Origin of the sequence: Eleftheria terrae (assembly GCF_030419005.1) — a bacterium.
Classification (GTDB): domain Bacteria; phylum Pseudomonadota; class Gammaproteobacteria; order Burkholderiales; family Burkholderiaceae_C; genus Caldimonas; species Caldimonas terrae.
Map to the genome: position 1 here is coordinate 416,558 of NZ_CP106951.1, position 25,076 is coordinate 441,633.

Sequence of the window (25,076 nt, forward strand, 5' to 3'; positions counted from 1 at the left end):
CTTTCGAACTGAAGGAAGATCGCCGGGCGTGGCTGCACCGCTGCACGGGCAGCCGGCGATCATGTCGGCCACAGGTGAGGGCGCTTGTCGCGACGGCCGTGGACCCGCCAGCGGGGCGGCAGACACGCGTTCCCGCCGCGGCCCGGAGGCCTGTTCAGGCGGCGAGCTGCTCGATCTGCTCCGACAACTCCAGCCAGCGCGCTTCCAGGCGTTCGGTCTCGTCGGCGATGGCCTTCAGGCGCTGGCCATGCGCGGCGAGCTGGGACGGTGGCAGCGTGCCGGTGGCCAGGGCCGCTTCGAGTTCGGCCTTCTCGGTGGCGAGGGCCGCCATGCGCTGCTCCACCTGGCCCAGCTCCTTCTTCAGGGGCTTGGCCTGTTCGGCCAGCCGCTGGCGAGCCTGCGCCTGGGCCTTGCGGTCGTCGCGGCGGTTGGCGCCGGCAGCGGCTCCGGCCGGCTCGGCAGCCACCGCAGCGGCAGCCGGTGAAGGGGCGGTCGCTGAAGGCGCCGTCGCTGCAGAGGGGGACGCCGCGGGTGCAGCCGCCGCCGCGGTGGCTGCTTCCCGCTGCAGCTTGGCTTGCTCCAGCAGCCAGCGTTGGTAGTCGTCCAGGTCGCCGTCGAAGGGGCCGACGCCGCCACGGGTCACCAGCCAGAACTCGTCGCACACCTCACGCAGCAGCGCGCGGTCGTGGCTCACCAGCATCACCGTGCCCTCGAACTCGTTGAGCGCCATGCTCAGCGCCTCGCGGGTGTTGAGGTCCAGGTGGTTGGTCGGCTCGTCCATCAGCAACAGGTTGGGGCGCTGCCACACCAGCATGGCCAGCACCAGGCGGGCCTTCTCGCCGCCGCTCATGGTGCCCACCGCCTGGTTGACCATCTCGGCCACGAAGCGGAAGCGGCCAAGGAAGTCACGCAGCTCCTGTTCTCGCCCGGCGGGGCCGACGTCGCGCGCGAGCCGGATCATGTGCTGCAGTGGCGATTCGTCGGCCCGCAGCACGTCCATTTCCTGCTGCGCGAAGTAGCCGATGGCCAGGCCCTTGCCTTCGGTGATCTGGCCTGCGATGGGCGGCTGCATGCGTGCGATGGTCTTCACCAGCGTGGACTTGCCCTGGCCGTTGGCGCCCAGGATGCCGATGCGCTGGCCGGCCAGCACCGAGCGGTCGATGTTGCGCACGATGGTGGTTTCGGCGCCGGTCTCGGCATCGCGGTAGCCGCAGGACACCCGGTCGAGCGCGAGCATCGGGTTGGGCAGGCTGAGCGGCTCGCGGAACTCGAAGCTGAAGTCGGCCGCGGTGAGCACCGGCGCCAGCTTCTCCATGCGCTCCAGCGCCTTGACGCGGCTCTGCGCCTGCTTGGCCTTGCTGGCCTTGGCCTTGAAACGGTCGATGAAGCGGGTCAGCTGGGCCATGCGTTCCTGCTGCCGCTCGAAGGCCGACTGCTGTTGCAGCATGCGCTCGGCGCGCATCTGCTCGAAGGCGGTGTAGTTGCCGGTGTAGCGGGTCAGCTGGGCGTTGTCGAGGTGCAGCGTGACGCGGGTGATGGCGTCGAGGAACTCGCGGTCGTGGCTGATCACGAGCATGGTGCCCTCGAAGCGCTTGAGCCAGCTTTCGAGCCAGACCAGGGCGTCGAGGTCCAGGTGGTTGGTGGGTTCGTCCAGCAGCAGCAGGTCGGCGGGACACATCAGCGCGCGCGCCAGCTGCAGCCGCATGCGCCAGCCGCCCGAGAAGCTGTTGACCGGCGCGTGCAGCTGGGCCGGCTGGAAGCCCAGGCCCATCAGCAGCGCCTGCGCACGCGAGGTGGCGTCGAAGCCACCCGCCTCGTCGATCAGCTGGTAGGCCTCGCCGATGGCATGGCCGTCTTCGCTGGCTTCGGCCTGGGCGAGGGCGGCGCGGGCCTCCAGCAGCCGGGTGTCGCCCTGCAGCACGAAGTCGGTGGCCGAGTCCTCGGTCTCGGGCATCGACTGCACCACCTCGGCCACGCGCCAGCGCGCGGGGATCTCGGCATCGCCGCTGTCGGCCTGCAGCTTGTTGGTGAGCAGCGCGAACAAGGAAGACTTGCCGGCGCCGTTGCGGCCCACCAAGCTGGCCTTCTCGCCCGGATGCAGGGTGACGCTGGCGTCCTGCAGCACGACCTTGGTGCCGCGCCGCAGGGTGAGGTTCTTGAGGGTGATCATGGGCTCTGAGCTTCCAGCAGGGCGGTGCGGGTCACGAGCAGCACCTGGTCTTCACCGGCGCTGGTCTCCAGCCACACCACCTCCAGCCGCGGAAAGGCGGCTTCGAAATGATGACGTTCATTGCCGATCTCCAGTACCAGCACGGCGTCGTCGCTCATGCGGGCGGGGGCCTCGGCCAGCAGGCGGCGCACCAGGTCCATGCCATCGCTGCCACCGGCCAGCGCCAGCGCCGGCTCCGCGCCGTACTCGGCCGGCAGGCTGGCCATGGTGATGGCGTTGACATAGGGCGGGTTGCACAAGATCAGGTCGTAGGGCCCGGCCAGCGGGCCCTGCGGTGCGCCGAGCAGGTCGCTGTGGTGCAGCGTGATGCGCCCGGCCAGCTGGTGCCTGTCGACATTGATGCGGGCCACGGCCAGCGCGTCCTCGGAGAGGTCGGCCGCGTCCACGCTGACGTCGGGATAGGTCATCGCGGCCAGCACGGCCAGGCTGCCGTTGCCGGTGCACAGGTCGAGCACCCGGCGCGTGCGCTCGGACAGCCAGGGGTCGATGCTGGCGTCGGCCAGCAGCTCGGCAATGAAGGAGCGCGGCACGATGCAGCGCTCGTCCACATAGAAGGGCACGCCCTGCAGCCAGGCTTCCCGCGTCAGGTAGGCGGCCGGCTTGCGGGTGGCGATGCGCTGGGCGATGAGGGCGTCGACGCGGGCCTCGTCCTGCGGGGGCACCGGGCGGTCGGCCACCAGGTCGAGTTCGTCCAGCGGCAGCGACAGGCTCCACAAGGTCAGCCAGGCGGCTTCGTCGAAGGCGTTGGCGGTGCCGTGCCCAAACGAAACGCCCGCCTGTTCGAGGCGGGCGCTGCTGCGCTCGATGAGTTCGAGTAGCGTCATGCGATGAGGCCTTCCAGCGTCTTGCGGTAGATGTTCTTCAGCGGCTCGATGCACGCCACCTCGACATGCTCGTCGATCTTGTGGATGGTGGCATTGGGCGGGCCGAACTCGATGACCTGCGGGCAGATGCGCGCGATGAAGCGGCCGTCCGAGGTGCCGCCGGTGGTGGACAGCTCGGCCCGCAGCCCGGTTTCGCTCGCAATGGCGGCCAGCAGCGCCTCGCTCAGGGCGCCCGGCTCGGTGAGGAAGGGCCGGCCGCCCAGGGTCCAGTCGAGCCGGTAGTCCAGGCCGTGCCGGTCCAGCACGGCCTGCAGCCGCGCCTGCAGCGCCTCGGGGGTGGAGGCGGTGGCATAGCGGAAGTTGAAGTCCACCACCATCTCTCCCGGGATCACGTTGGTGGCGCCGGTGCCCGCATGCAGGTTGGAGATTTGCCAGCTGGTGGGCGGGAAGAAGGCATTGCCCTGGTCCCATTCGATGGCCGTCAGCTCCGCCAGTGCGGCGGCTGCCAGGTGGATCGGGTTGCGCGCCAGCTGCGGGTAGGCGATGTGGCCCTGCACGCCCTTGACCACCAGGCGGCCGGAGAGCGAGCCGCGGCGGCCGTTCTTCACCACGTCGCCCAGGCGGTCCACCGAGGTGGGCTCGCCGACGATGCAGTAGTCGAGCCGCTCGCCCCGCTCGTCCAGCCATTCACAGACCTTCACGGTGCCGTCGCGCGCCGGGCCTTCCTCGTCGCTGGTGAAGAGCACCGCGATGGAGCCCCGGTGGCCCGGGTGGGCGGCAACGAATTCCTCGATGGCCACCACCATGGCCGCCAGCGAGCATTTCATGTCGGCGCTGCCACGGCCGTAGAGCTTGCCGTCGCGGTGGGTGGGCAGGAAGGGGTCGCTGTGCCACTGCTCCAGCGGGCCGGTGGGCACCACGTCGGTGTGGCCGGCGAACACGAGCGTGGCGGCGTCGGCGCCGGCGCTGCCGGCGCGCTTGGCCCACAGGTTGGTGACGCGGAAGCTCTCAGGGCCGCTGATGAGGGTTTCGCAGGCGAAGCCGAGCGCTTCCAGGCGGCTGCGGATCAGGGCCTGGCAGCCGGCGTCGTCGGGGGTGACGGAGCGGCGGGCGATCAGTGCTTCGGCCAGTTGCAGGGTGGCGGACATCGGCGGCGGCGTCCTCAACGGATGGTGCCGAAGCCGGTGGTGCCGAAGCCCGTCGTGCCGAAGCCGCTCGGGCGCTCCTCGCGCACGTCGAGCGTGATCTCGGTGAAGGAGGGGCCGTCGTCCTCTTCCTTCTTGGGCGCCGCCTTGGACTGGGCGGTGGTGTCGTTCTGCAGCCGCCACATCAGGTTGGTGGGCGAGTCGGCGTAGAGCAGGCCTTCCTCCCGGGTGACGCGGCCGGTGTTGATCAGGCGGGCAATGTCGGTCTCGAAGGTCTGGGAGCCTTCGGCCATCGACTTCTCGACCGCTTCCTTCACGCCGGTGAAGTCGCCTTTCTCGATCAGCTCGGACACCAGCTTGGTATTGAGCAGCACTTCCACCGCCGGCACCCGCCCGCCACTGACGGACTTCAGCAGGCGCTGCGAGACCACCGCCTTCAGGCCGGACGCGAGGTCGGACATCAGCGCTGGGCGGGCTTCCGGCGTGTAGAAGGACAGGATCCGGCCCATCGCGTGGTAGCTGTTGTTGGCGTGCATGGTCGCCAGCACCAGGTGGCCCGACAGGGCATAGGACAAGGCAGCCGTCATCGTCTCGCGGTCGCGGATCTCGCCGATCAGGATGCAGTCCGGCGCCTGGCGCAGCGCGTTCTTCAGCCCCACCTGCAGCGACTGGGTGTCGCGCCCCACCTCGCGCTGGTTGATGACCGACTTCTTGTTGGTGAACAGGAATTCGATCGGGTCTTCGATGGTGAGGATGTGGCCCGACACGAGCTGGTTGCGGTGCTCCAGCATGGCCGCCAGCGTGGTGCTCTTGCCGGTGCCGGTGGCGCCCACCATCAGGATCAGGCCGCGCTTCTCCATCACCAGGCTGCTCAGCACATCGGGCACGTTGAGGCTGTCGAGGGCCGGGATCTCGCTGGGGATGCAGCGGAACACCGCCGCCACCGAGCCGCGCTGCTTGAAGGCGCTGAGGCGGTAGCTGGCCACGCCGGGCAGCACCAGGCCGATGTTGAGTTCACCCGTCTCGTCCAGCTCTTCGAGCTGGGTGGGGGTGAGCAGCTCGGCCAGCAGCTGGCGCGGCTGCGAAGGCATCAGCGGCTGGTCGCTGACCTGCAGGATCTGCCCATGGATCTTGATGAGGATGGGCGTCTTGGCCGACAAATAGACGTCGGACGCCTTCTTCTCGGCCATCAGGCGCAGCACGCGCTCCATGTTTCCACCGCTCATCGCTTCCCCCTCGCTGTATGCCTTCGTTGTGTGCCGCAGTTGTTCGCTGCAGTTGCGTGCGTCGTTTGCCGCGCTCAGGCGCGCAGCAACTCGTTGATGCTGGTCTTCGAGCGCGTCTGCGCGTCCACGCGCTTGACGATCACCGCGCAGTACAGGCTGTACTTGCCGCCGTCGCGCGGCAGCGAGCCGCTGATGACCACCGAGCCGGCCGGCACGCGGCCGTAGCTGGTCTCGCCGGTGGCGCGGTCGTAGATCGGGGTGCTCTGGCCGATGTACACGCCCATCGAGATGACCGAGTTCTCCTCGACGATGACGCCTTCGACGATCTCGGAGCGGGCGCCGATGAAGCAGTTGTCCTCGATGATGGTCGGGTTGGCCTGCAGCGGCTCCAGCACGCCGCCAATGCCGACGCCGCCGGACAGGTGCACGTTCTTGCCGATCTGCGCGCAGGAGCCGACGGTGGCCCAGGTGTCCACCATCGTGCCCTCGTCCACATAGGCGCCGATGTTCACGTAGGAGGGCATCAGCACGACGTTCTTGGCGATGTAGCTGCCGTGGCGGGCCACCGCCGGCGGCACCACGCGCACGCCGGTGGCGCGCATCTCGTCTTCGCTCAGGTCGGAGAACTTGGTCTGCACCTTGTCGAAGAAGGCCAGCTCGCCGGCGCGCATCGCGGCATTGTCGTTGAGGCGGAAGCTCAGCAGCACCGCCTTCTTGACCCACTGGTTCACCACCCAGCTGCCGTCGATCTTCTGCGCCACGCGCAGGCGGCCGGCATTCAGCTCGTCCACCACCTGCTTGACGGTGGCGCGCACCTCGGTCGGGGCCGCCTTGGGCGACAGGTTGGCGCGATCGTCCCAGGCCTGGTTGATGAGGGCTTCGATGTGTTGGGTCATGACAAAAAACTCTGCGGGTCGGTCAGGAGAGAGAGCGGACGTAGGCCACGATGCGTTCGGCCGCCTCGACGCATTCGTCGACGTCGGCCACCAGCGCCATGCGGATGCGCCCGGCGCCGGGATTGACGCCGTTCGCCTCGCGGGCGAGGAAGCTGCCGGGCAAAACCGTCACATTGTATTGAGCCAGCAGGCCGCGCGCGAACGCGTGGTCGGCCGTCTCGCCGGTGCCGGGCACGCGGGCCCAGAGGTAGAAGCCGGCGTCGGGCAACTGCACGTCGAGCACCTCGGCGAGCATAGGCGTGACGCGGGCAAACTTGCTGCGGTATTTCTCACGGTTGTCGACGACGTGCTGCTCGTCGTTCCAGGCCGCGATGCTGGCCTGCTGCACCAGCGGGCTCATCGCGCTGCCGTGATAGGTGCGGTAGAGCAGGAAGGCCTTGATGAGCGCCGCGTCACCGGCCACGAAGCCCGAGCGCATGCCGGGCACGTTGGAGCGCTTGGACAGGCTGGTGAAGGCGATCAGGCGGCGGAAGTCGCTGCGGCCCAGCCGGGCGGCCGCTTCCAGCCCGCCCAGCGGCGGCTCGTCGCGGAAGTAGATCTCGGAATAGCACTCGTCCGAGGCGATCACGAAGCCGTAGCGGTCGCTCAGCTCGAACAGGCGCTGCCATTCGTCGAGGCCCATCACCGCGCCGGTGGGGTTGCCGGGCGAGCAGACGTACAGCAGCTGCGTGGCGGCCCAGGTGGCTTCGGGGATGCTCGCCAGGTCGGGCGCGAAGTTGCGCGCCGGGTCGCTGTTGGCGTAGACCACGCGGGCGCCGGCCAGCAGGGCCGCGCCTTCGTAGATCTGGTAGAAGGGGTTGGGGCAGACCACCACCGGGCCGCCCTGGTCGCGGTGGCGGGTGGGGTCGATGACGGTCTGGGCAAAGGCAAACAAGGCCTCCCGCGAGCCATTGACCGGCAGCACCTGCGTGGCCGCATCCACCGTGATGCCGTAGCGGCGCGCCAGCCAGCCGCTCATGGCTTCGCGCAGGCGGGCCTCGCCGGCGGTGGCGGGGTAGCTCGCCAGGCCGCCCATCGCGTCGCGCAGCGCCGCGGTGATCAGCTCCGGCGTCGGGTGTTTCGGTTCACCGATGCCCAGGCTGATGGGCTGCAGGGCCGCATTGGGCTGGATGTCGTGGGTGAGTTGGCGCAGCCGCTCGAAGGGATAGGGCTGCAGGCGGGACAGCAGGGGATTCATCCGCCGGATTATCCCCGGCCGGCGGCCTCAGCGCAGCATGCCGGACTCGGCCTCGTGCTGGGGCAGCTGCACCAGCGGCTGCGGTTCCCAGCCGGGCAGGCGGTGCTCGGCCACCACGTTGGTGTAGATGCCACCCCGCACGTACCACTTGGCGACGATGCGCGCATAGCGCGGGCGGATGGTCTTGACGATGTCGTCCAGGATGTCGTTGGTGACCTTCTCGTGGAAGGCGCCCTCGTTGCGGAAGCTCCACATGTACATCTTCAGGCTCTTCAGCTCGATGCAGAGCTGGTCGGCGATGTAGTCGATGGTGAAGTGCGCGAAGTCGGGCTGGCCGGTCAGCGGGCAATGGCAGGTGAACTCCGGGATCTGGAACTGGATCACGTAGTCGCGCTGCGGCGCCGGGTTGTCGAACACATGCAGCTCTTTGGACGGGGCCGACGGCGGGTTGGGCGGCATCGGGCGCTGCTGCGGCGCGGGCGTACCGGCTTCGAGCGCGGCAGCGGCTTTCGCGGCAGCCTTGGCGGAGTCTTTGGAGCTGGTCTTGGCGGCTTTCTTGGACATGAGGGAGCTTCTGTTCTAGATAGAGGCCGATGGTATCATCCCGCCTCGGTTGAGCCTCGCCGGGATACCGGAATCCCGAGGAAAATCAAACACTTATGAAAGCCGCCCGAGGCCCGGGCGGCCTGCATCCGACCGGCTCCCGCCATTCATGCGCCTGAATTCCATCAAGCTGTCCGGCTTCAAGTCGTTTGCCGAGCCGACCCATTTCCAGCTGCCAGGGCAACTGGTCGGCGTGGTGGGGCCCAACGGCTGTGGCAAGTCCAACATCATGGATGCGGTGCGCTGGGTGCTGGGCGAGTCCAAGGCCTCGGAGCTGCGCGGCGAGTCCATGCAGGACGTGATCTTCAACGGCTCGGGCAACCGCAAGCCGTCGAGCCGGGCCAGCGTGGAGCTGGTCTTCAGCAACGAGGACGCGCGGGCCGGCGGGCAGTGGAACCAGTTCGCCGAGATCGCCGTGAAGCGCGTGCTGACGCGCGACGGCACGTCCAGCTACTTCATCAACAACCAGCCGGTGCGCAGGCGCGACGTGCAGGACGTCTTCCTCGGCACCGGCCTGGGCCCGCGGGCCTACGCCATCATCGGCCAGGGCACCATCAGCCGCATCATCGAGTCCAAGCCCGAGGAACTGCGCATGTTCCTCGAAGAGGCGGCCGGCGTCTCCAAGTACAAGGAACGCCGGCGCGAGACCGAGAACCGGCTGAAGGACACGCGCGAGAATCTGACCCGGGTCGAGGACATCCTGCGCGAGCTGAACGCCAACCTGGAGAAGCTCGAACGCCAGGCCGAGGTTGCCGCGCGCTACCGCCACCTGCAGGAGCAGGGCACGCTGAAGCTGCACCAGCTGTGGTTCCTGAAGCACCGCGATGCCGCCAGCGAGGAAGAGCGGGTGCGCAAGGAGGTGCTGGAGGCCACCAATGCGCTCGAGTCGCGGCTGGCCGAGCTGCGCCATGTGGAGGCCGAGCTGGAGACCATCCGGCAGGCCCACTACCAGGCCAGCGACGAGCTGCATGCCGCCCAGGGCGCGCTGGCCGAGGCCAGCCTGGAGGTGAGCCGGCTGGAGGAGCGCATTCGCTACGTGGTCGAAGGCCGGCAGCGGGTGCAGCAGCGCCTGGCCGAGTTGCGCGCCCAGAACGAGCAGTGGGCCGCGCGGCGGGCGCAGGCCGAGGCCGAGCTGGAGACCATCGCCGAGCAGATCGCGGTGGCCGAGGAGCGCTCCGAGATCCTCGCCGCCCAGGCGGAGGAAGAGTCGGCCAACCTGCCCAACCATGACGATGCGGTGCGGGCTGCCAGCCAGAAGGCCAACCAGCAGCGCACGGTGGCGGCCGGCGTGCAGCAGCAGATCCAGTTGCTGGCGGCCGAGTCGCGCAGCGTGGATGAGCAGTCGCGCCAGTTCAACCTGCGCCGCGAGCGGCTGGTGACCGAGAGCAAGGGCCTGGCGGCGCCGGACGAAGGCCGGCTGGCCGAGCTGAGCCGGCAGCACGAGCAGGCCTCGGAGGCGCAGGCCATTGCCGAGGAACGCCTGCACGAGCTGACCGAGCAGGTGCCCCAGCTCGACGATGACCGCCGCCGCAAGCAGGAGCAGGTCAATGCCGAGTCGGCCAAGCAGGCCGACCTGGCAGCGCGGCTCGAAGCGCTGCGCGCATTGCAGGAGAAGGTGCAGACCGAAGGCAAGCTCAAGCCCTGGCTGGCCAAGCACGGGCTGGAAGGCCTGCAGGGCCTGTGGACCCGCGTGCACATCGAGCCCGGCTGGGAAACCGCGCTGGAGTCGGCGCTGCGCGAGCGGATGAACGCGCTGGAGGTGGGCCGCATCGACACCGTGCGCGCCTTCGCTGGCGACCCGCCGCCGGCCAAGCTGGCCTTCTACACGCCGCCCGCCGCCGGCATCACCAACAGCCACCAGACGCTGGCCCGGCTGTCCGAGATGCTGCGGCTGGGTGACGCCGGGCTGAAGGCGCTGCTCAACGACTGGCTGGAAGGCGTCTACACCGCCGCCTCGCTGGAGCAGGCACTGGCCGAGCGCGGCAAGCTCACGCATGGCGAGGTCATCATGACCCGCGAAGGCCATGCGGTGTCGCAGTTCGCGGTGAGCTTCTATGCGCCTGATTCGGAGCAGGCCGGCATGCTGCAGCGGGCCCAGGAGATCGAGAACCTGGAACGCCAGGTGAGGGCGCAGGCGCTCATCGCCGAAGACTCGCGCACGGCCCTGGTGCGTGCCGAAGCCGCCTATACCGACGCCTCGCAACGGCTGGCCGCGGCTCGCCGCGAGGCGGCCGAGCTGCAGGGGCGCAACCACCAGCTGCAGGTCGAGGTGCTGAGGCTCACGCAGCAGGCCGAGCAGGCCGGCGCGCGCCGCGGCCAGATCCAGGAAGAGCTGAGCGAGATCGACGCCCAGCTGGAAGAGCTGAACGAGCGCCGCGCCACCGGCGAGGCCCGCTTCGAGGAACTCGACCTGGCCCTGGCGACCGAGCAGGAGCGCCATGCCGAGCTGGAGGAGGCGGTGATCCAGGCCGAGCGCCGGCTGGCGCAGGCCCGCGAGCAGCTGCGCTCGCTGGAGCGCGAGGCGCAGGAGGCACAGTTCTCGGCCCGCGCCCTGGCCGCGCGCCGCGGCGAGCTGCAGCGCTCGATCGAGACCGCGGCCCAGCAGATCGCCACCAACGAGCAGAGCGCCGCACAGCTGCAGTCGGAGCTGGACAGCTTCAACGACCAGGCGGCGCAGGCCGGGCTGCAGGAGGCGCTGGCGCTGAAGATGGAGCGCGAGGTGGCGCTCGCCGCCAAGCGCAGCGAGTACGACGATCTCTCGCTGCGGCTGCGCCGGGCCGAGGAGCAACGCATGGAGTTCGAGCGCAGCCAGCAGCCGCTGCGCGATCGCATCACCAAGCTGCAGCTGGAGCAGCAGGCCGCGTCGCTCGGTGGCGCGCAGTTCATGGAGCAGCTGACGGCCGCCGGGGTGGACCTGGAGGCGCTGGCGCGCAGCATCGAGGACGGCGGCGTCAAGCTCTACGGCCTGCAAGGCGAGATCGATCGCATCAACCGCGACATCGCTGCGCTTGGCGCCGTCAACCTTGCGGCGCTCGACGAGCTGACCGCCGCGCGCGAGCGCAAGAGCTTCCTCGATGCGCAGTCGGCCGACCTGAACGAGGCCATCACCACGCTGGAAGACGCGATCTACAAGATCGACCTGGAGACGCGCGACCTGCTGAAGAAGACCTTCGACTTCGTCAACGAGCACTTCGGCCGCATGTTCCCCTCGCTGTTCGGCGGCGGCACGGCCCGGCTCATGATGACGGGCGATGAAATCCTGGATGCCGGCGTGCAGGTGATGGCGCAGCCGCCGGGCAAGAAGAACAGCACCATCCACCTGCTGTCCGGCGGCGAGAAGGCCTTGACGGCCATCGCGCTGGTGTTCGCCATCTTCCAGCTCAATCCGGCGCCGTTCTGCCTGCTGGACGAGGTGGACGCACCGCTGGACGATGCCAACACCGAGCGCTATGCCAACCTGGTCAAGAGCATGTCCAGCGGCACGCAGTTCCTCTTCATCTCGCACAACAAGATCGCGATGGAGATGGCCGAACAGCTGATCGGCGTGACCATGCAGGAGCAGGGTGTCTCGCGCATCGTCGCGGTCGACATGGAATCCGCGCTCGGCATGGCCGAGGCGGCATGAGCAACAAGGAAAGAGCGAGCACCCGATGAGCAGCTTGCAAGTGGCATTGGCCGTTCTGGGCGGGCTGGTGCTCGCCGGGGTGGTGGCGCACGGCGCCTGGCAGTCGCGCAAGGCCGGCGGCCGGCAGCCGCTGGTGCGCTCGCCCAAGGAAGCGCCGCCGGCCATCGAGCCGACCTTCGACGTGGGCCAGCCCGCCGGGCCGCAGCCGGAGGACGCGGGGAGGGACGAGCACCCGTCCATCCCGCCGCTGATCCCCGCGCTGCCGGTACGCCGGCAGCACGGCGTGCGGCTCGACCCGCTGATCGACGCGATGGCCTCGCTGGTGGTCGACAACCGCGTCAGCGGCGACAACGTGCTGGCCCACCTGCCACCCACCCGGCGTGCCGGCAGCAAGCCGTTCTTCATCGAAGGGCTGAACGAGGCCACCGGCGAATGGGAGGCTCCGCAGCCGGGGCACACCTACCGCGAGTTCCAGGCCGGCGTGCAACTGGCCAACCGCACCGGCGCGCTCAACGAGATCGAGTACTCGGAGTTCGTGCAGAAGGTGCAGGCCTTTGCCGATGGCCTTGGCGCGTCGGCCGACTTTCCCGACATGCTCGACGAGGTGGCCCGCGCCCGCGAGCTGGACCAGTTCGCCGGGCAGCACGACGCGCAGCTGGCCTGCCACCTGCGGGCGCGCGGTGCCGCCTGGACGGTGTCCTACATCCAGCAGCACGCCACCCGGCACGGCTTCGTGCCGGGCGTGGTGCCTGGGCGGCTGGTGCTGCCGGCGCGGGAAGAGGGGGCACCGCCGGTGCTGACGCTGCAGTTCGACCCTCAGGCGGCCTTCGCCGAGGACCCCAACCTGGTGGCGGTGCGGAATGTGACGCTGTCCTTCGATGTGCCGCAGACCGCGCCTTCGGAGGCCCCCTTCGAGGCTTGGCAGGCCAGCGCGCAGGCGCTGGCGCTGGGCATGGAGGCGGCGGTGGTGGACGACAACCACCAGCCGCTCAGCGCGGCCGGCTTCGAGAACATCGGCCGCGAGCTGCAGCAGCTGTACCGCACCCTGGAGGAGCGGGGCCTGCCAGCCGGTTCGCCGGCCGCGCGGCGCGTGTTCAGCTGAGCGCCGCCGGCCTGCGGCTTCGCCCTTCTTGCCTGCCTCAAGGCCGCCGGGCGCTGCCTGACTCGCGCAAGAGCAGCCGGCGCAGCGTCGCCGCGTCGGCATAGCCCACCCGCTCTGCGACGGTTTGCAGCGGCAGCCGGGCGGTGTCGATCAGGTGCCGGGCCTGTTCGACCCGCAGCCGCTGCACGAACCGCAGCGGGCTCATGCCCAGGCTGCTGTCGAAGCGGCGGGCCAGCGTGCGCGGTGTCAGGTGCAGCGCGGCGGCCAGCTCGCCGATGTGGATGGGCTGGTGCAGGCGCTGCCGGATCCAGCGTTCCGCCTCGCCGATGACCGGATGCTGGCGTGCCAGATGGCCGGGGATGGCGTAGCGCATCTGGCTGCTGCGCCGGTCGAGCATCAGGTAACGGGCGCAGTCCTGCGCAAGTGCCGGCCCGGCATGGCTGGCCACCAGCTCCAGCATCAGGTCCGCCTGGCTGAAGGCGGCACCGCCGCAGCGCACCTGTGCATCGCCCACCACCATTTGCTGCATGTCGAGTTCGACGCCGGGGTAACGCTGCCGGAAGTGCGGGGCCAGCCACCAGGTGGTGGTGGCGGTGCGGCCCTGCAGCAGCCCGGCCTCCGCCAGCACGAAGGTGCCGGCGCAGGAGGCCGCCACCGCGGCTCCCTGCTCAGCCTGTTGCCGCAGCCAGCCAATGGCGCGGCGCAGCGGCGGGCTGGCCAGCCAGGCATCGAGCTGTGCCGGCAGGGCCAGCCGTGCGCCGGGCACCACCACCAGCGCCGGCACGCCAAGCGCGCGCAAGGGCGTCAGTCCACCGATGTGCAAGCCCGAGCCCGCCTGCACGCGGCGGCCGAGGCCGGCGGTCACCACGCTGAAGGGCGCTGCCCGGCCCTGGTACCCGGCCAGCTGGTTGGCGGCCGAGATCACGTCCAGCGTGATCGAGAGGCTGCTGTCCATCACCTGGGGGAGCACGAGGACGGCCACTTGCATGTTGTCAAGAATGGTGCGTTGAACGTCGATCCTGCCACTCGCCGGCGGCTTTGTCGATTTGCACACTGACGCCCATGGCCACACAAGGAGGATGTCATGAACAGCATGGGTGGATGGGAATGGGCGCAGGCCGGCGGCGGGGTGCTCAGCCCGCGCGAGCGCTGGGGATTGCTGCTTGGCGCGATGGCGGCGCGGTTGAAGCAATGGCGCCGCGGCAGGCTGACGCCACCGGCGCCGGGCCTGCTGGAGCTCGACGCGGACGCCCTGCGGCACATTGCGCCGCCCCATGACAAGCTGGCCCGTGCCGCCCTGGCGGCCGCCGAGGCCGTGCAGCCACGCTGGCTGACGGAGCATGCCTGGCGCACCTATGCCTGGGGCAGCCTGCTGGCCCTGAACCAGGGCCTGAAGCCCGACCGCAGTCTGTTCTTCGCCGCCGCCCTGCTGCACGACCTGGGCCTGACCGAAGCGCATGCCGAGCCGGCCCGGCGCTGCTTCGCGGTGCGGGGAGCGGCGGCAGCCGAGGCGCTGATGCGCCAGGCGGGCGCCAGCCCGGTGCAGGCGGCTTGCGTTGCGGAGGCCATCAGCCTGCACCTCAACCCCCGTGTGCCGGTGGAGTGCGGGGTGGAGGCCCACCTGGTGCAGGCCGGCGCGGCGCTGGACGTGATCGGCCGCCGCCATCGGGAAGTGCCGAACCCATTGCGCCAGGCGGTGCTGCAGCGGCATCCGCGCCTGCAGATGAAGGCGGCCTTGTGCCCCTGCCTGCAGCACCAGGCCGACGCCGCCCCGCACACCCGCATTGGCCTGTGGGTGCACCGCTTCGGTTTCATCGACCTGGTGCGCCAGGCCCCCTTCGACGAGTGACCGGCCCCGGATCCACCCTGGCAGGCCGTTCTGCTGGCGGCCACGGCAGACGCCCGCGGCACGCCGCCACGGCATGCAGCGGTCACATGCGGTCGTCGCGGCAGCCATGGCGCATGGCCGGCACGGTGCGGCGGCAGGCCCGGGCACGCCGGGCACGTCGGGCACGTCGGGCACGCCGGGCACGCCCGGCACGCCCCGGAGCACGCCCCGCGGGTGGCGGCGCGGTGCCTCGCCGGCCGCAGGCGCCACTGCGGCCGCTGGGCCGGGCAACATTAACCGTTTGTTGCAAAGTTCCCTCACTTAGGGGCCCAGGGACTGGCTGGGGCCTGCAGCGGCGGCTTTTACACTTCGCCGCGCCAGGGGCCGCAGAGCCCCGTGGTTTTGCGCTGCGAAGGTGTGCCTGGTGCCGCCCTGGCCGCAGTACCTCCATCCTTGAAGGGAGTTTCCCGTGAATGATCGCTTGCTGCGATGGCTGGCTGGTGCCAAGGCCGCCGCTCTTGTCCTGGCCCTGGCCGCTTGTGGCGGCGGTGGCGGTGGTGGTGACGACGGTGGTGAAAAGCCGGCCACCGCGAGCGTGTCGGGCCTGGCCGTGGCCAGCGATACGTCGGCCGCGCTGACCGACGCACGTGTCACCACCGAAGGTGTCGATGTCCGCACCGACGCCAACGGGCGCTTCACGGTGGACGGCGTGCCGGCCGGTGGGCGGCGCGTCTTCAAGGTGGAGAAGGCCGGCTATGCCGATGGCTTCCTGGCCCTGGACCTGAGCGCCGGCCAGCGCAGCCGCGGTGAAGTGAGGCTGGTGCGGGTGGGCGCCAGCGCCACCATCGACGCCGGTCAGCCGGGTGTGGTCACCATGCCGGGCAGCACCGCCCGGGTGGACCTGCCGGCCAACAGCCTGGAAGTGGTGGGCGGCGGCGCGCCGCGCGGGCGCGTCACGGTGGACCTGACACCGCTGAATCCGGCCAACGACCCGGGCAGCATGCCGGGCGACTACACCACCGATGCCGGCCAGCGCATCGAGAGCTTCGGCGCGGTGCAGGTGCGCCTGCGCGACGCCGACGGCCGTCGGGTCAACCTCAAGGCCGGGCAGGAGGCGACCCTGCGCATCCCGCTCTCCACGCGTTCGACCACGCCCGAGCCGACGATTCCGCTGTGGTGGTTCGACGAATCGCGCGGCCGCTGGGTGCAGGAGGGGGAGGCCAGCCTGAAAGGCAGCCCGCCGCAGCAGTACTACGAAGGCAAGGTGAAGCACTTCACCTACTGGAACGCCGACAAGGTGCAGGACACGATCTATGTGCACGGCTGCCTGAAGTACAAGGACGGCAAGCCGGTCGTTCCCGGCTATGCCGAGAGCCATGGCATCGACTACTCGGGCAGCGCCTCGGTACCGACGACGCCGGCGGGCGAGTTCGTGGTGCCGATCCGCCGCAATGGCCGCGCCACCATCATCGGCCGCGACTTCGAGGGCGAGAACGCGGTGGCCACCCAGGTCGGGCCGTCCGCTGTGGACATCTACCTGCCGCAGTGCCTGGTCCTGCCGGAGGGGCCGCAGCCGCCCACGTTGCTGCAGCAGCCGAGCAGCGTCAGCGTCGAGGTCGGCCAGTTCGCCGCCATCACGGTGCTGGCGCAGGGCAGCCGGCCGCTGAGCTACCAGTGGCGCCGCAATGGCCAGCCGATCGCCGGCGCCACCGGTGACACGCTGCTGCTCTACCCGGCACTGATGGCCGATAGCGGGGCGCGCTTCTCGGTCGTGGTGAGCAACCGGCTCGGCACAGTGACGAGCAACGAGGCAGTGCTGACCGTCACTGCGGCCAAGCCGCCGGTGTTCTCGGTCCAGCCGGCGGCCCGCACGGCCGCTGTGGGCGATACCGTCGAGTTCGTGGTCGCCCTGGAGAACCCGCGCGGCGTTTCCCTGCAATGGCGCCGCAACGGCGTGGCGATTGCCGGTGCCACCGGCAGCTCCTACCGGACCCCGGTGCTCACCGCTGCCGACGACGGCGCGATGTTCAGCGTGGTGGCCACCAGCCCGGCGGGCAGCACCGTCAGCGAGACGGTGCGCCTCACGGTGGCCGATAGCGCCACCTCTGAGAAGATCAAGGTGCTGCGCATGATCCAGCTGCCGCTGTACGTGCACCAGGCCGCGGTGGCGCCCATGATCTTCGCCGAGGAGGACACGCTGGTCGCCCTCGATCCGGCCGAGGTCTGCAGCAGCGGCTCGGCGGCGGTCACGCTGCAAAGCGCGCCCTTCCCGGTGGGCAAGCCGCTGCCGGCCAAGGGTGAGGTGTCGGCCACCTTCAGCAACTGCGTCAGCGACCAGGTGACCCACTCGGGCACCGTGGGCATGAACTACGAGCGCGTCTCGCTCAATCCGGACGCCGGCACCACCTCCTCGCTGATGCAGAACGCCCGCGTGCGCACCTCGGACGGCGACGACGGCTGGGCCTCCGACGTCACCGTGACGGGAGGCGCGAAGTCCAGCTACACCCGCACCGTCACTGGCGCGGAGAAGGTGGATCGCAGCGTGATCACCGTGCTGGCCACCACCACCGCGCTCGACGGCGTGCAGGGCGTGAATGCCACCTTCCCGGTGGACAGCACCCTGGTGTTCGAGTTCGCCGAGCCGCTGGCCGGTGGCACGGGCCGCACCCGCATGGCCTACGAGAACGTGGTGTTCGACGTCAACGGTCGGCGCTATGAGTTCACCGGTGAGCTGACGACGCAGATCGTCGTTGGCGGCGGCATCCAGGGCGTGGTGGAAGTGAAGAGCGGCGGCCAGCTGGTCGGCCGCGTGCGCGGCACCGGCAGCGGCCTGGTGATCGAGGTGGACGGCACCACGGTGCCCTTCATGCCTTGACCGTCCTGCCCTGACATCACGGCGCGCCAGGCGCGCCGGCCGGCGCGGTGCCCTTGCCCGCGCCGTGGCCACGGGCCGGTCCTCGACCGGCCCGTTTTTCATTCCGGGTCTCATGGCATGCTTGTGCCTTTGCAGGCCCTTTCCCCGGTAGTCGAGTCCGCATGTCCTCTTCCTCCTCTCCCGACCGCGATGCCGCGCTGGCGCGCGCCGCCGAGTTGCACACCCAGCTGCACCACCACGCCTATCGCTATTACGTGCTCGACGATCCCGAGGTCCCGGATGCCGAGTACGACAAGCTCTTCCAGGAGCTGCAAGCGCTGGAGACCGCCTATCCCGAGCTGCAGACACCCGACTCGCCCACGCAGCGCGTCGGCGGCGCGCTGTTGCAGGAGCTCGCCTCGGTGCCGCACCGCGTGCCGATGCTGTCGATCCAGACCGAGACCGACACCACCGCCGACGGGGCGGTGGCCTTCGATGCCCGCATCCGCAAGCGCCTGGGACTGTCGCCCGAAGACCCGCCGGTGGACTATGCCGCCGAGCTGAAGTTCGACGGCCTGGCCATCAGCCTGCGCTACGAGGCCGGCCTGCTGGTGCGCGCCGTCACCCGTGGCAACGGCGAGCAGGGCGAGGACGTCACGGCCAACATCCGCACCATCGGCCAGATCCCGCTGCGCCTGCTCGACGGTGCCGTGCCGGCGGTGCTGGAGGTGCGCGGCGAGATCTACATGCGCCGCGATGCCTTCGAACGCCTCAACGCCCGGCAGCGCGAGGCAGGCGAGCGCACCTTCATCAACCCGCGCAACACCGCCGCCGGAGCGGTGCGCCAGCTCGACCCCAAGATCACGGCGCAGCGGCCGCTGTCCTTCTATGCCTATGGCCTGGGCGAGGTGGGCGACTGGCCCGGTGCGCCTGACACGCACAGCGGCATCCTGGACGCCCTGGCCGCCTTCGGCCTGCCGGTCAGCGCAGAACGCACGGTGGCCCACGGTGCCGAGGGGCTGGTGGCCTTTCACCAGCAGGTGGCGGCCAAGCGTGACGCGCTGCCCTTCGACATCGACGGTGTGGTCTACAAGGTCAACAGCCTGGCGCTGCAGCGCCAGCTCGGCTTTCGCAACCGTGAGCCGGTGTGGGCGGTGGCGCACAAGTACCCCGCCCAGGAGCAGACCACCACCGTGCGCGACATCGATGTGCAGGTCGGGCGCACCGGCAAGATGACGCCGGTGGCCAAGCTGGCGCCGGTGTTCGTCGGCGGCGTGACGGTGACCAATGCGACCCTGCACAACCAGGACGAAATCACCCGCAAGGATGTGCGCATCGGCGACACCGTCATCGTGCGGCGCGCCGGCGACGTCATTCCGGAGGTGGTGTCGGTGGTGCTGGAGCGGCGCCCCGACGAGGTCGCCGCGGGCGAGCCCTGGGACCTGTACCGCCGCCTGGGCGGCCATTGCCCGGTGTGCGGCTCCGACATCGTGCGCGAGGAAGGCGAGGTGGATTGGCGCTGCACCGGCGGCCTGTTCTGCGCCGCCCAGCGCAAGCAAGCCATCCTGCACTTCGCGCAGCGCCGCGCGCTCGACATCGAGGGCCTGGGCGACAAGCTGGTCGAGCAGCTGGTGGACCAGGGGCTGATCCGGACGTTGCCCGAGCTGTACACGCTGGGGGTGGCCAAGCTCTCCGCGCTGGAGCGCATGGCCGAGAAATCGGCGCAGAACCTGGTGGCGGCGCTCGAATCGTCCAAGCGCACGACGCTCGGCCGCTTCCTGTTCGGCCTGGGCATCCGCCATGTCGGCGAAGCCACCGCGAAAGACCTTGCCCGCCACTTCGGGCAGCTTGACCGCATCATGGACGCCAGCGTGGAGCAGCTGCTGGAGGTCAACGATGTCGGGCCGGTGGTGGCCGAGAGCATCCACACCTTCTTCGAGCAGCCGCACAACCGCGAGGTGGTGGAGCAGTTGCGCGCCGCCGGCGTGCACTGGGAGGAGGGCGAAGGCGCGGCCAGCAGTGCGCCGCGTGCCCTGAGCGGCAAGACCTTCGTGCTCACGGGAACGCTTCCCTCGATGACGCGCGAGGAGGCCAAGGAGCTGATCGAGGCGGCGGGCGGTAAAGTCGCCGGCTCGGTGTCCAAGAAGACCGATTTCCTGGTGGCGGGGGCCGAGGCAGGCAGCAAGCTGGCCAAGGCCCAGGAACTGGGCGTGGCAGTGCTGGACGAGGACGGCCTGCGCGCCTTGTTGGCCGGCTGAACGGCAGACGCCGCGCCATCAGGGCAGGGCGGACGGTGCGGCAGGCACCCCGTCCCTTGCCCGATGGGGCAACCCTCCGAACGGCTGCAGTTTCCAGCGCACGGCAGCGGCCATCGTTCTACAGTGGCGCATCGTAGGCGGGCCGGCCAGGGCTGGCGTGACGCTGCGTACTGCAGCACGGGAGGGATGTATGGAACACCGAGGCAAGGAGTCCTTCGTCCACCTGCACGAGCGGATGCAGTATGCGCTGCAGGCGGCCCAGGCCATCGCATGGGACTGGGACCTGGCCCGGGCGCGCGCCACCCGGCTGGGACCGGTGAGGGAGATGCTGGGCATCGAGGCCGACGCCTCGCCGGAAGCGTTCTTCGAGCTCATCGTGCCGGATGATCGCGATCGTGTCCGGCAGGCGCTGCAGCACACCATGGAAAGCGGCGAGCCGTATGCCGCCGAATTCCGGGTGGCGCCCGCCGGCCTGCCGACGCGCTGGGTGGAAGGCCGGGGACGGCCGGTGATGGATGAGCGCGGCCGCTGTGTGCGCATGAGCGGCGTGCTGCTGGACATCGGCGCCCGCAAGCGGGCCGAGCTGGCGCTGGCCCGCAGCGAGGCACGGCAGGAGCAGGAGATCGCGGCCTTGCGCCGCCTGCATGCCATCAGCCTGTCGATCGGCCAGGCCGACGACCTCGACCGGCTGCTGCAGAGCATCGTCGACGCCGCCACGGAAGTGACCGGCGCGAGCATGGGGTCGCTGCAGCTCTACGACCCCGCCAATGGCAGCCTGACGCTGCGCGCCGGCCGCGGGCTGGACCGCGACTTCCAGGCCTATTTCGCGACCGTCGCCCACGGCGCAGCGGCCTGCGGCACCGCGCTGGCGCGGCGCCAGCGCGTTGTGGTGGAGGACATCGACCGGGCCGAGCTGTTTCGCCATCCTGAGACGCTCGCGGTGTTGCATGCCGCCGGCGTGCGGGCACTGCAGGCGACGCCGCTGCTCAGCCGGGCCGGCCAGCCCATCGGCGTGCTCTCGACCCACTGGAGCACGCCGGGCTGCCCGCCGGAATATCGCCTCAGAGTGGTGGACCTGCTGGCACGCCAGGCGGCCGACCTGATCGAGCGCCAGCGGGCCGATGCCGAGAAGGCACGGCTGCTGCAAAGCGAGCAGCGGGCCCGTGCCGAGGCGCAGGAGGCGAACCGGCAGAAAGACGAGTTCCTGGCGCTGGTCTCGCACGAGCTGCGCACGCCACTGGCGGCGGTGCTGAACTGGGCCCGCGTGCTGCAGGCACGGCATGTCGGCGAAGCGGACCTGCAGGCCGGGCTGGCGGTGATCGCCCAGAACGCCCAGTCGCAGACCCGGCTGATCGAAGACCTGCTGGACACCCGTGGCATCGTCGAAGGCCGCATCAAGCTCGAACGCATGGAGATCGAGCTGGGCAGCCTGCTGCAGGAGGCCTGCGCGGCGGTGCGGCCGGCAGCCGAAAGCAAGTCCATCACCATCCAGCTGCGCCTGGACACCGCGCCGCTGCGCCTGCAGGCCGACCCGGCGCGCTTGCAGCAGGTGGTGGGCAACCTGCTGGGCAACGCGGTCAAGTTCACGCCCGAAGGTGGGCGGGTCACGGTGAGCCTGGCCAGCCGGGGTGGCTGGGCCTGCATCACGGTGAGCGACACCGGGCGCGGCATCAAGCCCGAGTTCCTGCCCCATGTGTTCGACCGCTTCCGCCAGCAGGAGGCAGCCACCAGCCGTCGCCACGGCGGCCTGGGGCTGGGCCTGGCCATCGTGCGCGAACTGACGCGCCTGCACGGCGGCAGCGTCCGCGTCGACAGCGACGGTGACGGCTGCGGCACCGTGTTCACCGTGGAGCTGCCGCTGTCCTCGCCAGGTGCCTGCGACAATGGCCTGCCGCTGCATGCGCGGCAGCGCATCGACCCGCAGCGGCGCGCCGGCACGGCCGGGCCTTGAGCGGGTCACACCGCTGCGCCGCGTGGTGTGGCGCCTGTGGCGGCCCCGTGGTGGGGCCAGGGAAGTGAGCATGGCGATCAGAGAGATCCTGAAGATGGGGGACCCGCGCCTGTTGCGCGTGGCGCAGCCGGTGCGCGATTTCGATACACCGGCGCTGCATGCGCTGGTGGGCGACTTGTTCGACACCATGCGGGCGGCCCGGGGCGCGGGCCTGGCGGCGCCGCAGATCGGCGTGGACCTGGCGGTGGTGATCTTCGGCTTCGGCAGCAACCAGCGCTATCCCGACGCGCCACCGGTGCCGGAGACGGTGCTGGTCAACCCGGCCATCGTGCCGCTGGGCGACAGCGAGGAAGAAGGCTGGGAGGGCTGCCTCTCGGTGCCCGGCCTGCGCGGGGTGGTGCCGCGCCCTGCACGCATCCGCTACAGCGGCTTCGACGTTCGCGGCCAACGCATCGAGCGTGAGGCCGAAGGCTTCCACGCCCGGGTGGTGCAGCACGAGTGCGATCACCTGCAGGGCGTGCTCTACCCGATGCGCGTGCGCGACTTCAGCCGCTTCGGCTTCACCTCGGTGCTGTTTCCCGAACTGGACGCCGCGAGCGACGACTGAGTCGCCAGGCGGGGAGGGCGCGCGCTGCGCCGTGCGTTCCTGCTGCCGGCGCGGCCGCGGGCCTCACGGCCCCAGCACGTCGAGCAGGTCCGACTCCATCTCCAGCTGCACCTTGCTCTGCTGCAGCGCCGGCCCGTCGATCAGGAAGGTGTCTTCCACCCGTTCGCCCAGGGTGGTGACCTTGGCCAGCTGCAGGTTGACGCCGTACTTGGCCAGCACCCGTGCAATGGAATAAAGCAGGCCTGAGCGGTCGCTGGCCGACACGCTCAGCAGCCAGCGCTGGGCCCGTTCGTCCGGCCGCAGCATGACGCGCGGCTTGACCGGGAAGGACTTGACCCGGCGCGACAGCCGGCCCCGGCTGGGCTCGGGCAACGGGCCCGAATTGACCAGGGCCAGGCCCAGCTGGTTCTCCACCAGCGAGATCAGGTCGCGGTAGTGGTGGTCCAGGCTGGGCGAGATCACCTGGAAGGTGTCCAGCGCATAGCCGGTCTTGGTGGTGTGGACCTTGGCATCCAGGATGCTGAAGCCGGCGCTGTCGAAATAGCCGCAGATGCGGGCGAACAGGTCGGCCTGGTCGGGCGCGTACACCAGCACCTGGAGTCCTTCGCCCACCGGCGACAGGCGGGCCCGCACCACCGGCTTGTCGGTGGCCACGTAGCGCCACAGCGAGCGGCTGTGCCAGGCGATGTCGCCGGCATCGTGGCGGGCGAAATAGCTCAGCTCCAGCGTCTTCCACAGCGCTTCCTGCGTGCCGGGCAAGAGCGAATACAGGTTGAGCGTGTGCAGGGCTTCCTGCTTGCGCGCTTCGATCTCAGTGTCGAGGTTCGGCTTGCCGCCGCCCAGCGCCCGCAGCGTCAGCCGGTACAGGTCTTCCAGCAGCTTGCCTTTCCAGGCGTTCCAGACCTTGGGGCTGGTGCCACGGATGTCGGCCACCGTGAGCAGGTACAGCGCGGTCAGGCAGCGCTCGTCGCCCACCGTCTGCACGAAGGACTGGATCACGTCAGGATCGCTCAGGTCTTCCTTCTGGGCGATGCGCGACATGGTGAGGTGGTGCTTCACCAGGAATTCGATCAGCCGCGCATGGTCCTTCGGGATCTGGTGGTCGCGGCAGAAGCGCCTCACCTCCTCGGCGCCGAGGTCGGAATGGTCGCCGCCACGGCCCTTGGCCACGTCGTGGAAGAGCGCCGCCACCCACAGCACATAGGGCTGCTCGAACTGCGCCGCCAGCTGGGAGCAGAACGGGTACTCATGCGCATGCTCGGGCACGAAGAAGCGCCGCACGTTGCGCAGCACCATCAGGATGTGCTGGTCCACGGTGTAGACATGGAACAGGTCGTGCTGCATGCGCCCGACGATGCGGCGGAACACCCACAGGTAGCGGCCCAGCACGCTGGTCTGGTTCATCAGCCGGAAGGCATGCGTCTGGCCCTGCGGCTCCTTCAGGATCTGCAGGAAGGTCTGGCGGTTCACCGGGTCGCGGCGGAACTCGCTGTCCATCAGCTCGCGGGCGTTGTACAGCGCCCGCAGCGTGCGGGCCGACAGGCCCTTCACGCCCGGCGTCTGCTGGTAGAGCAGGAAGGTGCGCAGGATGGCGTGGCGGTCGCGCTCGTACAGGTCGTCGCTGGCCACCTCGAGCATGCCGGCGCGGTCGAAGAACTCGGCGTCGATCGGGCGCATCGGCTCGTCCTGCGAGCCGCTGATGCGCTCCTCGATGTTGAGCATCAGGATCTGGTTCAGCTGGGCCACCGCCTTGGCGGCCCAGTAGTAGCGGTGCATCAGCGCTTCCGAGGCGCGCCGCGCCCGCGTGGCCTGGAAGCCGAAGGTCTCGGCCACCGAGGTCTGCAGGTCGAACACCAGCCGGTCCTCGCGGCGGCCGGCCACCAGGTGCAGCCGGGCACGGATCAGCTTGAGCATGCCCTCGTTGCGCTGCAGCTGCTTGACCTCGAAGGAGGTCACCAGCCCGCGGGCGGCCAGCTCCGCCCAGGTCTTGCCCAGGCCGGCGGCGCGTGCGACCCACAGCACCACCTGCAGGTCGCGCAGGCCGCCCGGGCTTTCCTTGCAGTTGGGCTCCAGCGAGTAGGGCGTGTCCTCGTACTTCTGATGGCGCTGGCGCATCTCCAGCGTCTTGGCGCGCAGGAAGGCCGGTGCGTCCAGCTGCCGTTCATAGGCCCGGCGGAAGTGCTGGTACAGCGCCTTGGAGCCGCACAGGAAGCGCGATTCGAGCAGCGCCGTCTGCACCGTCACGTCGCGCTCGGCTTCCTCCAGGCATTCGCTCACGCTGCGCACGCTGGAGCCGATCTCCAGCCCGATGTCCCAGCAGGCGGTGATGAATCCCTCGATGCTGGACTTCAGCGCGGCATTCGCATCGTGCTGCAGCGAGGTGTCGTCCGGCAGCAGCACCAGCACGTCCACGTCGGAGTACGGGAACAGCTCGCCCCGCCCATAGCCGCCCACTGCGACCAGCGCCGCGCCGCGCGGCAGGAAGGCATGCTGCCAGAGGCCGTCGAGCGTCTCGTCGACATGCCGGGTCAGGCTCTTGAGCAGGCGACGCGCGGCCGCGGCGCTGGGCCGGGCCTGGCGGAACACGTCCAGGATGTCGGCCTTGCCCTTGCGGAAGCGGGCTCGCAGGTCGGTCACGTCGCCCGGCGCAACGGCCGGGGCCATGGGCTCACGGGGCTGGGCCGTCATGC

General features: G+C 70.0%; 16 protein-coding genes. 7 read left to right on the forward strand and 9 right to left on the reverse strand.

Annotation, left to right across the window (positions count from 1 at the left end):
• Positions 1-154 precede the first annotated feature (154 nt).
• The 7 genes from N7L95_RS02220 to queF all read right to left on the reverse strand — a co-directional run bounded on the left by N7L95_RS02220 (position 155) and on the right by queF (position 8,017).
• Positions 155-2,170 carry an ABC-F family ATP-binding cassette domain-containing protein gene (locus N7L95_RS02220; protein WP_301258179.1) on the reverse strand — a complete coding sequence of 672 codons (2,016 nt, stop codon included), beginning with the start codon at positions 2,168-2,170 and terminating at the stop codon, positions 155-157.
• Positions 2,167-3,054: a 50S ribosomal protein L3 N(5)-glutamine methyltransferase gene (gene prmB / locus N7L95_RS02225; protein WP_301258180.1), complete on the reverse strand. Its 888-nt coding sequence runs from the start codon at positions 3,052-3,054 to the stop codon at positions 2,167-2,169. The genes N7L95_RS02220 and prmB overlap by 4 nt, the downstream gene beginning before the upstream one ends.
• Entirely contained in the window at positions 3,051-4,202 is a 1,152-nt protein-coding gene (dapE, locus tag N7L95_RS02230; RefSeq protein WP_301258181.1) for a succinyl-diaminopimelate desuccinylase, read from the reverse strand. The genes prmB and dapE overlap by 4 nt, the downstream gene beginning before the upstream one ends.
• Positions 4,203-4,216: 14 nt before the next feature.
• The gene (locus N7L95_RS02235) at positions 4,217-5,425 is read right to left on the reverse strand and encodes a PilT/PilU family type 4a pilus ATPase (protein ID WP_301258182.1); all 1,209 of its coding nucleotides are present in this window, start codon (positions 5,423-5,425) and stop codon (positions 4,217-4,219) included.
• A 74-nt stretch (positions 5,426-5,499) separates the two neighbouring features.
• Positions 5,500-6,321 (reverse strand): 2,3,4,5-tetrahydropyridine-2,6-dicarboxylate N-succinyltransferase, encoded by an 822-nt coding sequence (dapD, locus tag N7L95_RS02240; protein ID WP_301258183.1) that lies wholly within the window; start codon positions 6,319-6,321, stop codon positions 5,500-5,502.
• 22 nt (positions 6,322-6,343) lie between these two features.
• The gene (dapC, locus tag N7L95_RS02245) at positions 6,344-7,558 is read right to left on the reverse strand and encodes a succinyldiaminopimelate transaminase (protein WP_301258184.1); all 1,215 of its coding nucleotides are present in this window, start codon (positions 7,556-7,558) and stop codon (positions 6,344-6,346) included.
• Between the two features lie 27 nt (positions 7,559-7,585).
• Positions 7,586-8,017, reverse strand: a complete 432-nt coding sequence (queF, locus tag N7L95_RS02250) for a preQ(1) synthase (RefSeq protein WP_301260045.1) — start codon at positions 8,015-8,017, stop codon at positions 7,586-7,588.
• A gap of 253 nt (positions 8,018-8,270) precedes the next feature.
• Here queF and smc point away from each other — a divergent pair, with 253 nt between their 5' ends.
• Together smc and N7L95_RS02260 are read left to right on the forward strand one after the other, a co-directional pair.
• Positions 8,271-11,786, forward strand: coding sequence for a chromosome segregation protein SMC (gene smc, locus N7L95_RS02255; RefSeq protein ID WP_301258185.1), 3,516 nt, complete (start codon positions 8,271-8,273; stop codon positions 11,784-11,786).
• Between the two features lie 25 nt (positions 11,787-11,811).
• Positions 11,812-12,888, forward strand: a complete 1,077-nt coding sequence (locus N7L95_RS02260) for a cell division protein ZipA C-terminal FtsZ-binding domain-containing protein (protein WP_301258186.1) — start codon at positions 11,812-11,814, stop codon at positions 12,886-12,888.
• 37 nt (positions 12,889-12,925) lie between these two features.
• Here N7L95_RS02260 and N7L95_RS02265 read toward each other — a convergent pair whose 3' ends face one another.
• Positions 12,926-13,876, reverse strand: coding sequence for a GlxA family transcriptional regulator (locus N7L95_RS02265; RefSeq protein ID WP_301258187.1), 951 nt, complete (start codon positions 13,874-13,876; stop codon positions 12,926-12,928).
• Positions 13,877-13,972: 96 nt separating this feature from the next.
• Here N7L95_RS02265 and N7L95_RS02270 point away from each other — a divergent pair, with 96 nt between their 5' ends.
• The 5 genes from N7L95_RS02270 to def all read left to right on the forward strand — a co-directional run bounded on the left by N7L95_RS02270 (position 13,973) and on the right by def (position 22,386).
• Positions 13,973-14,737: an HD domain-containing protein gene (locus N7L95_RS02270; RefSeq protein ID WP_301258188.1), complete on the forward strand. Its 765-nt coding sequence runs from the start codon at positions 13,973-13,975 to the stop codon at positions 14,735-14,737.
• A 448-nt stretch (positions 14,738-15,185) separates the two neighbouring features.
• Positions 15,186-17,591, forward strand: a complete 2,406-nt coding sequence (locus N7L95_RS02275; protein ID WP_301258189.1) for a hypothetical protein — start codon at positions 15,186-15,188, stop codon at positions 17,589-17,591.
• Positions 17,592-17,752: 161 nt separating this feature from the next.
• Positions 17,753-19,828 carry an NAD-dependent DNA ligase LigA gene (ligA, locus tag N7L95_RS02280; RefSeq protein ID WP_301258190.1) on the forward strand — a complete coding sequence of 692 codons (2,076 nt, stop codon included), beginning with the start codon at positions 17,753-17,755 and terminating at the stop codon, positions 19,826-19,828.
• Positions 19,829-20,018: 190 nt separating this feature from the next.
• The gene (locus N7L95_RS02285) at positions 20,019-21,779 is read left to right on the forward strand and encodes a sensor histidine kinase (RefSeq protein ID WP_301258191.1); all 1,761 of its coding nucleotides are present in this window, start codon (positions 20,019-20,021) and stop codon (positions 21,777-21,779) included.
• Positions 21,780-21,849: 70 nt separating this feature from the next.
• Positions 21,850-22,386 (forward strand): peptide deformylase, encoded by a 537-nt coding sequence (def, locus tag N7L95_RS02290; RefSeq protein ID WP_301258192.1) that lies wholly within the window; start codon positions 21,850-21,852, stop codon positions 22,384-22,386.
• 63 nt (positions 22,387-22,449) lie between these two features.
• On the opposite strand, the gene N7L95_RS02295 is transcribed toward def, so the two are convergent.
• The gene (locus N7L95_RS02295; RefSeq protein ID WP_301258193.1) at positions 22,450-25,074 is read right to left on the reverse strand and encodes a [protein-PII] uridylyltransferase; all 2,625 of its coding nucleotides are present in this window, start codon (positions 25,072-25,074) and stop codon (positions 22,450-22,452) included.
• Positions 25,075-25,076 lie beyond the last annotated feature (2 nt).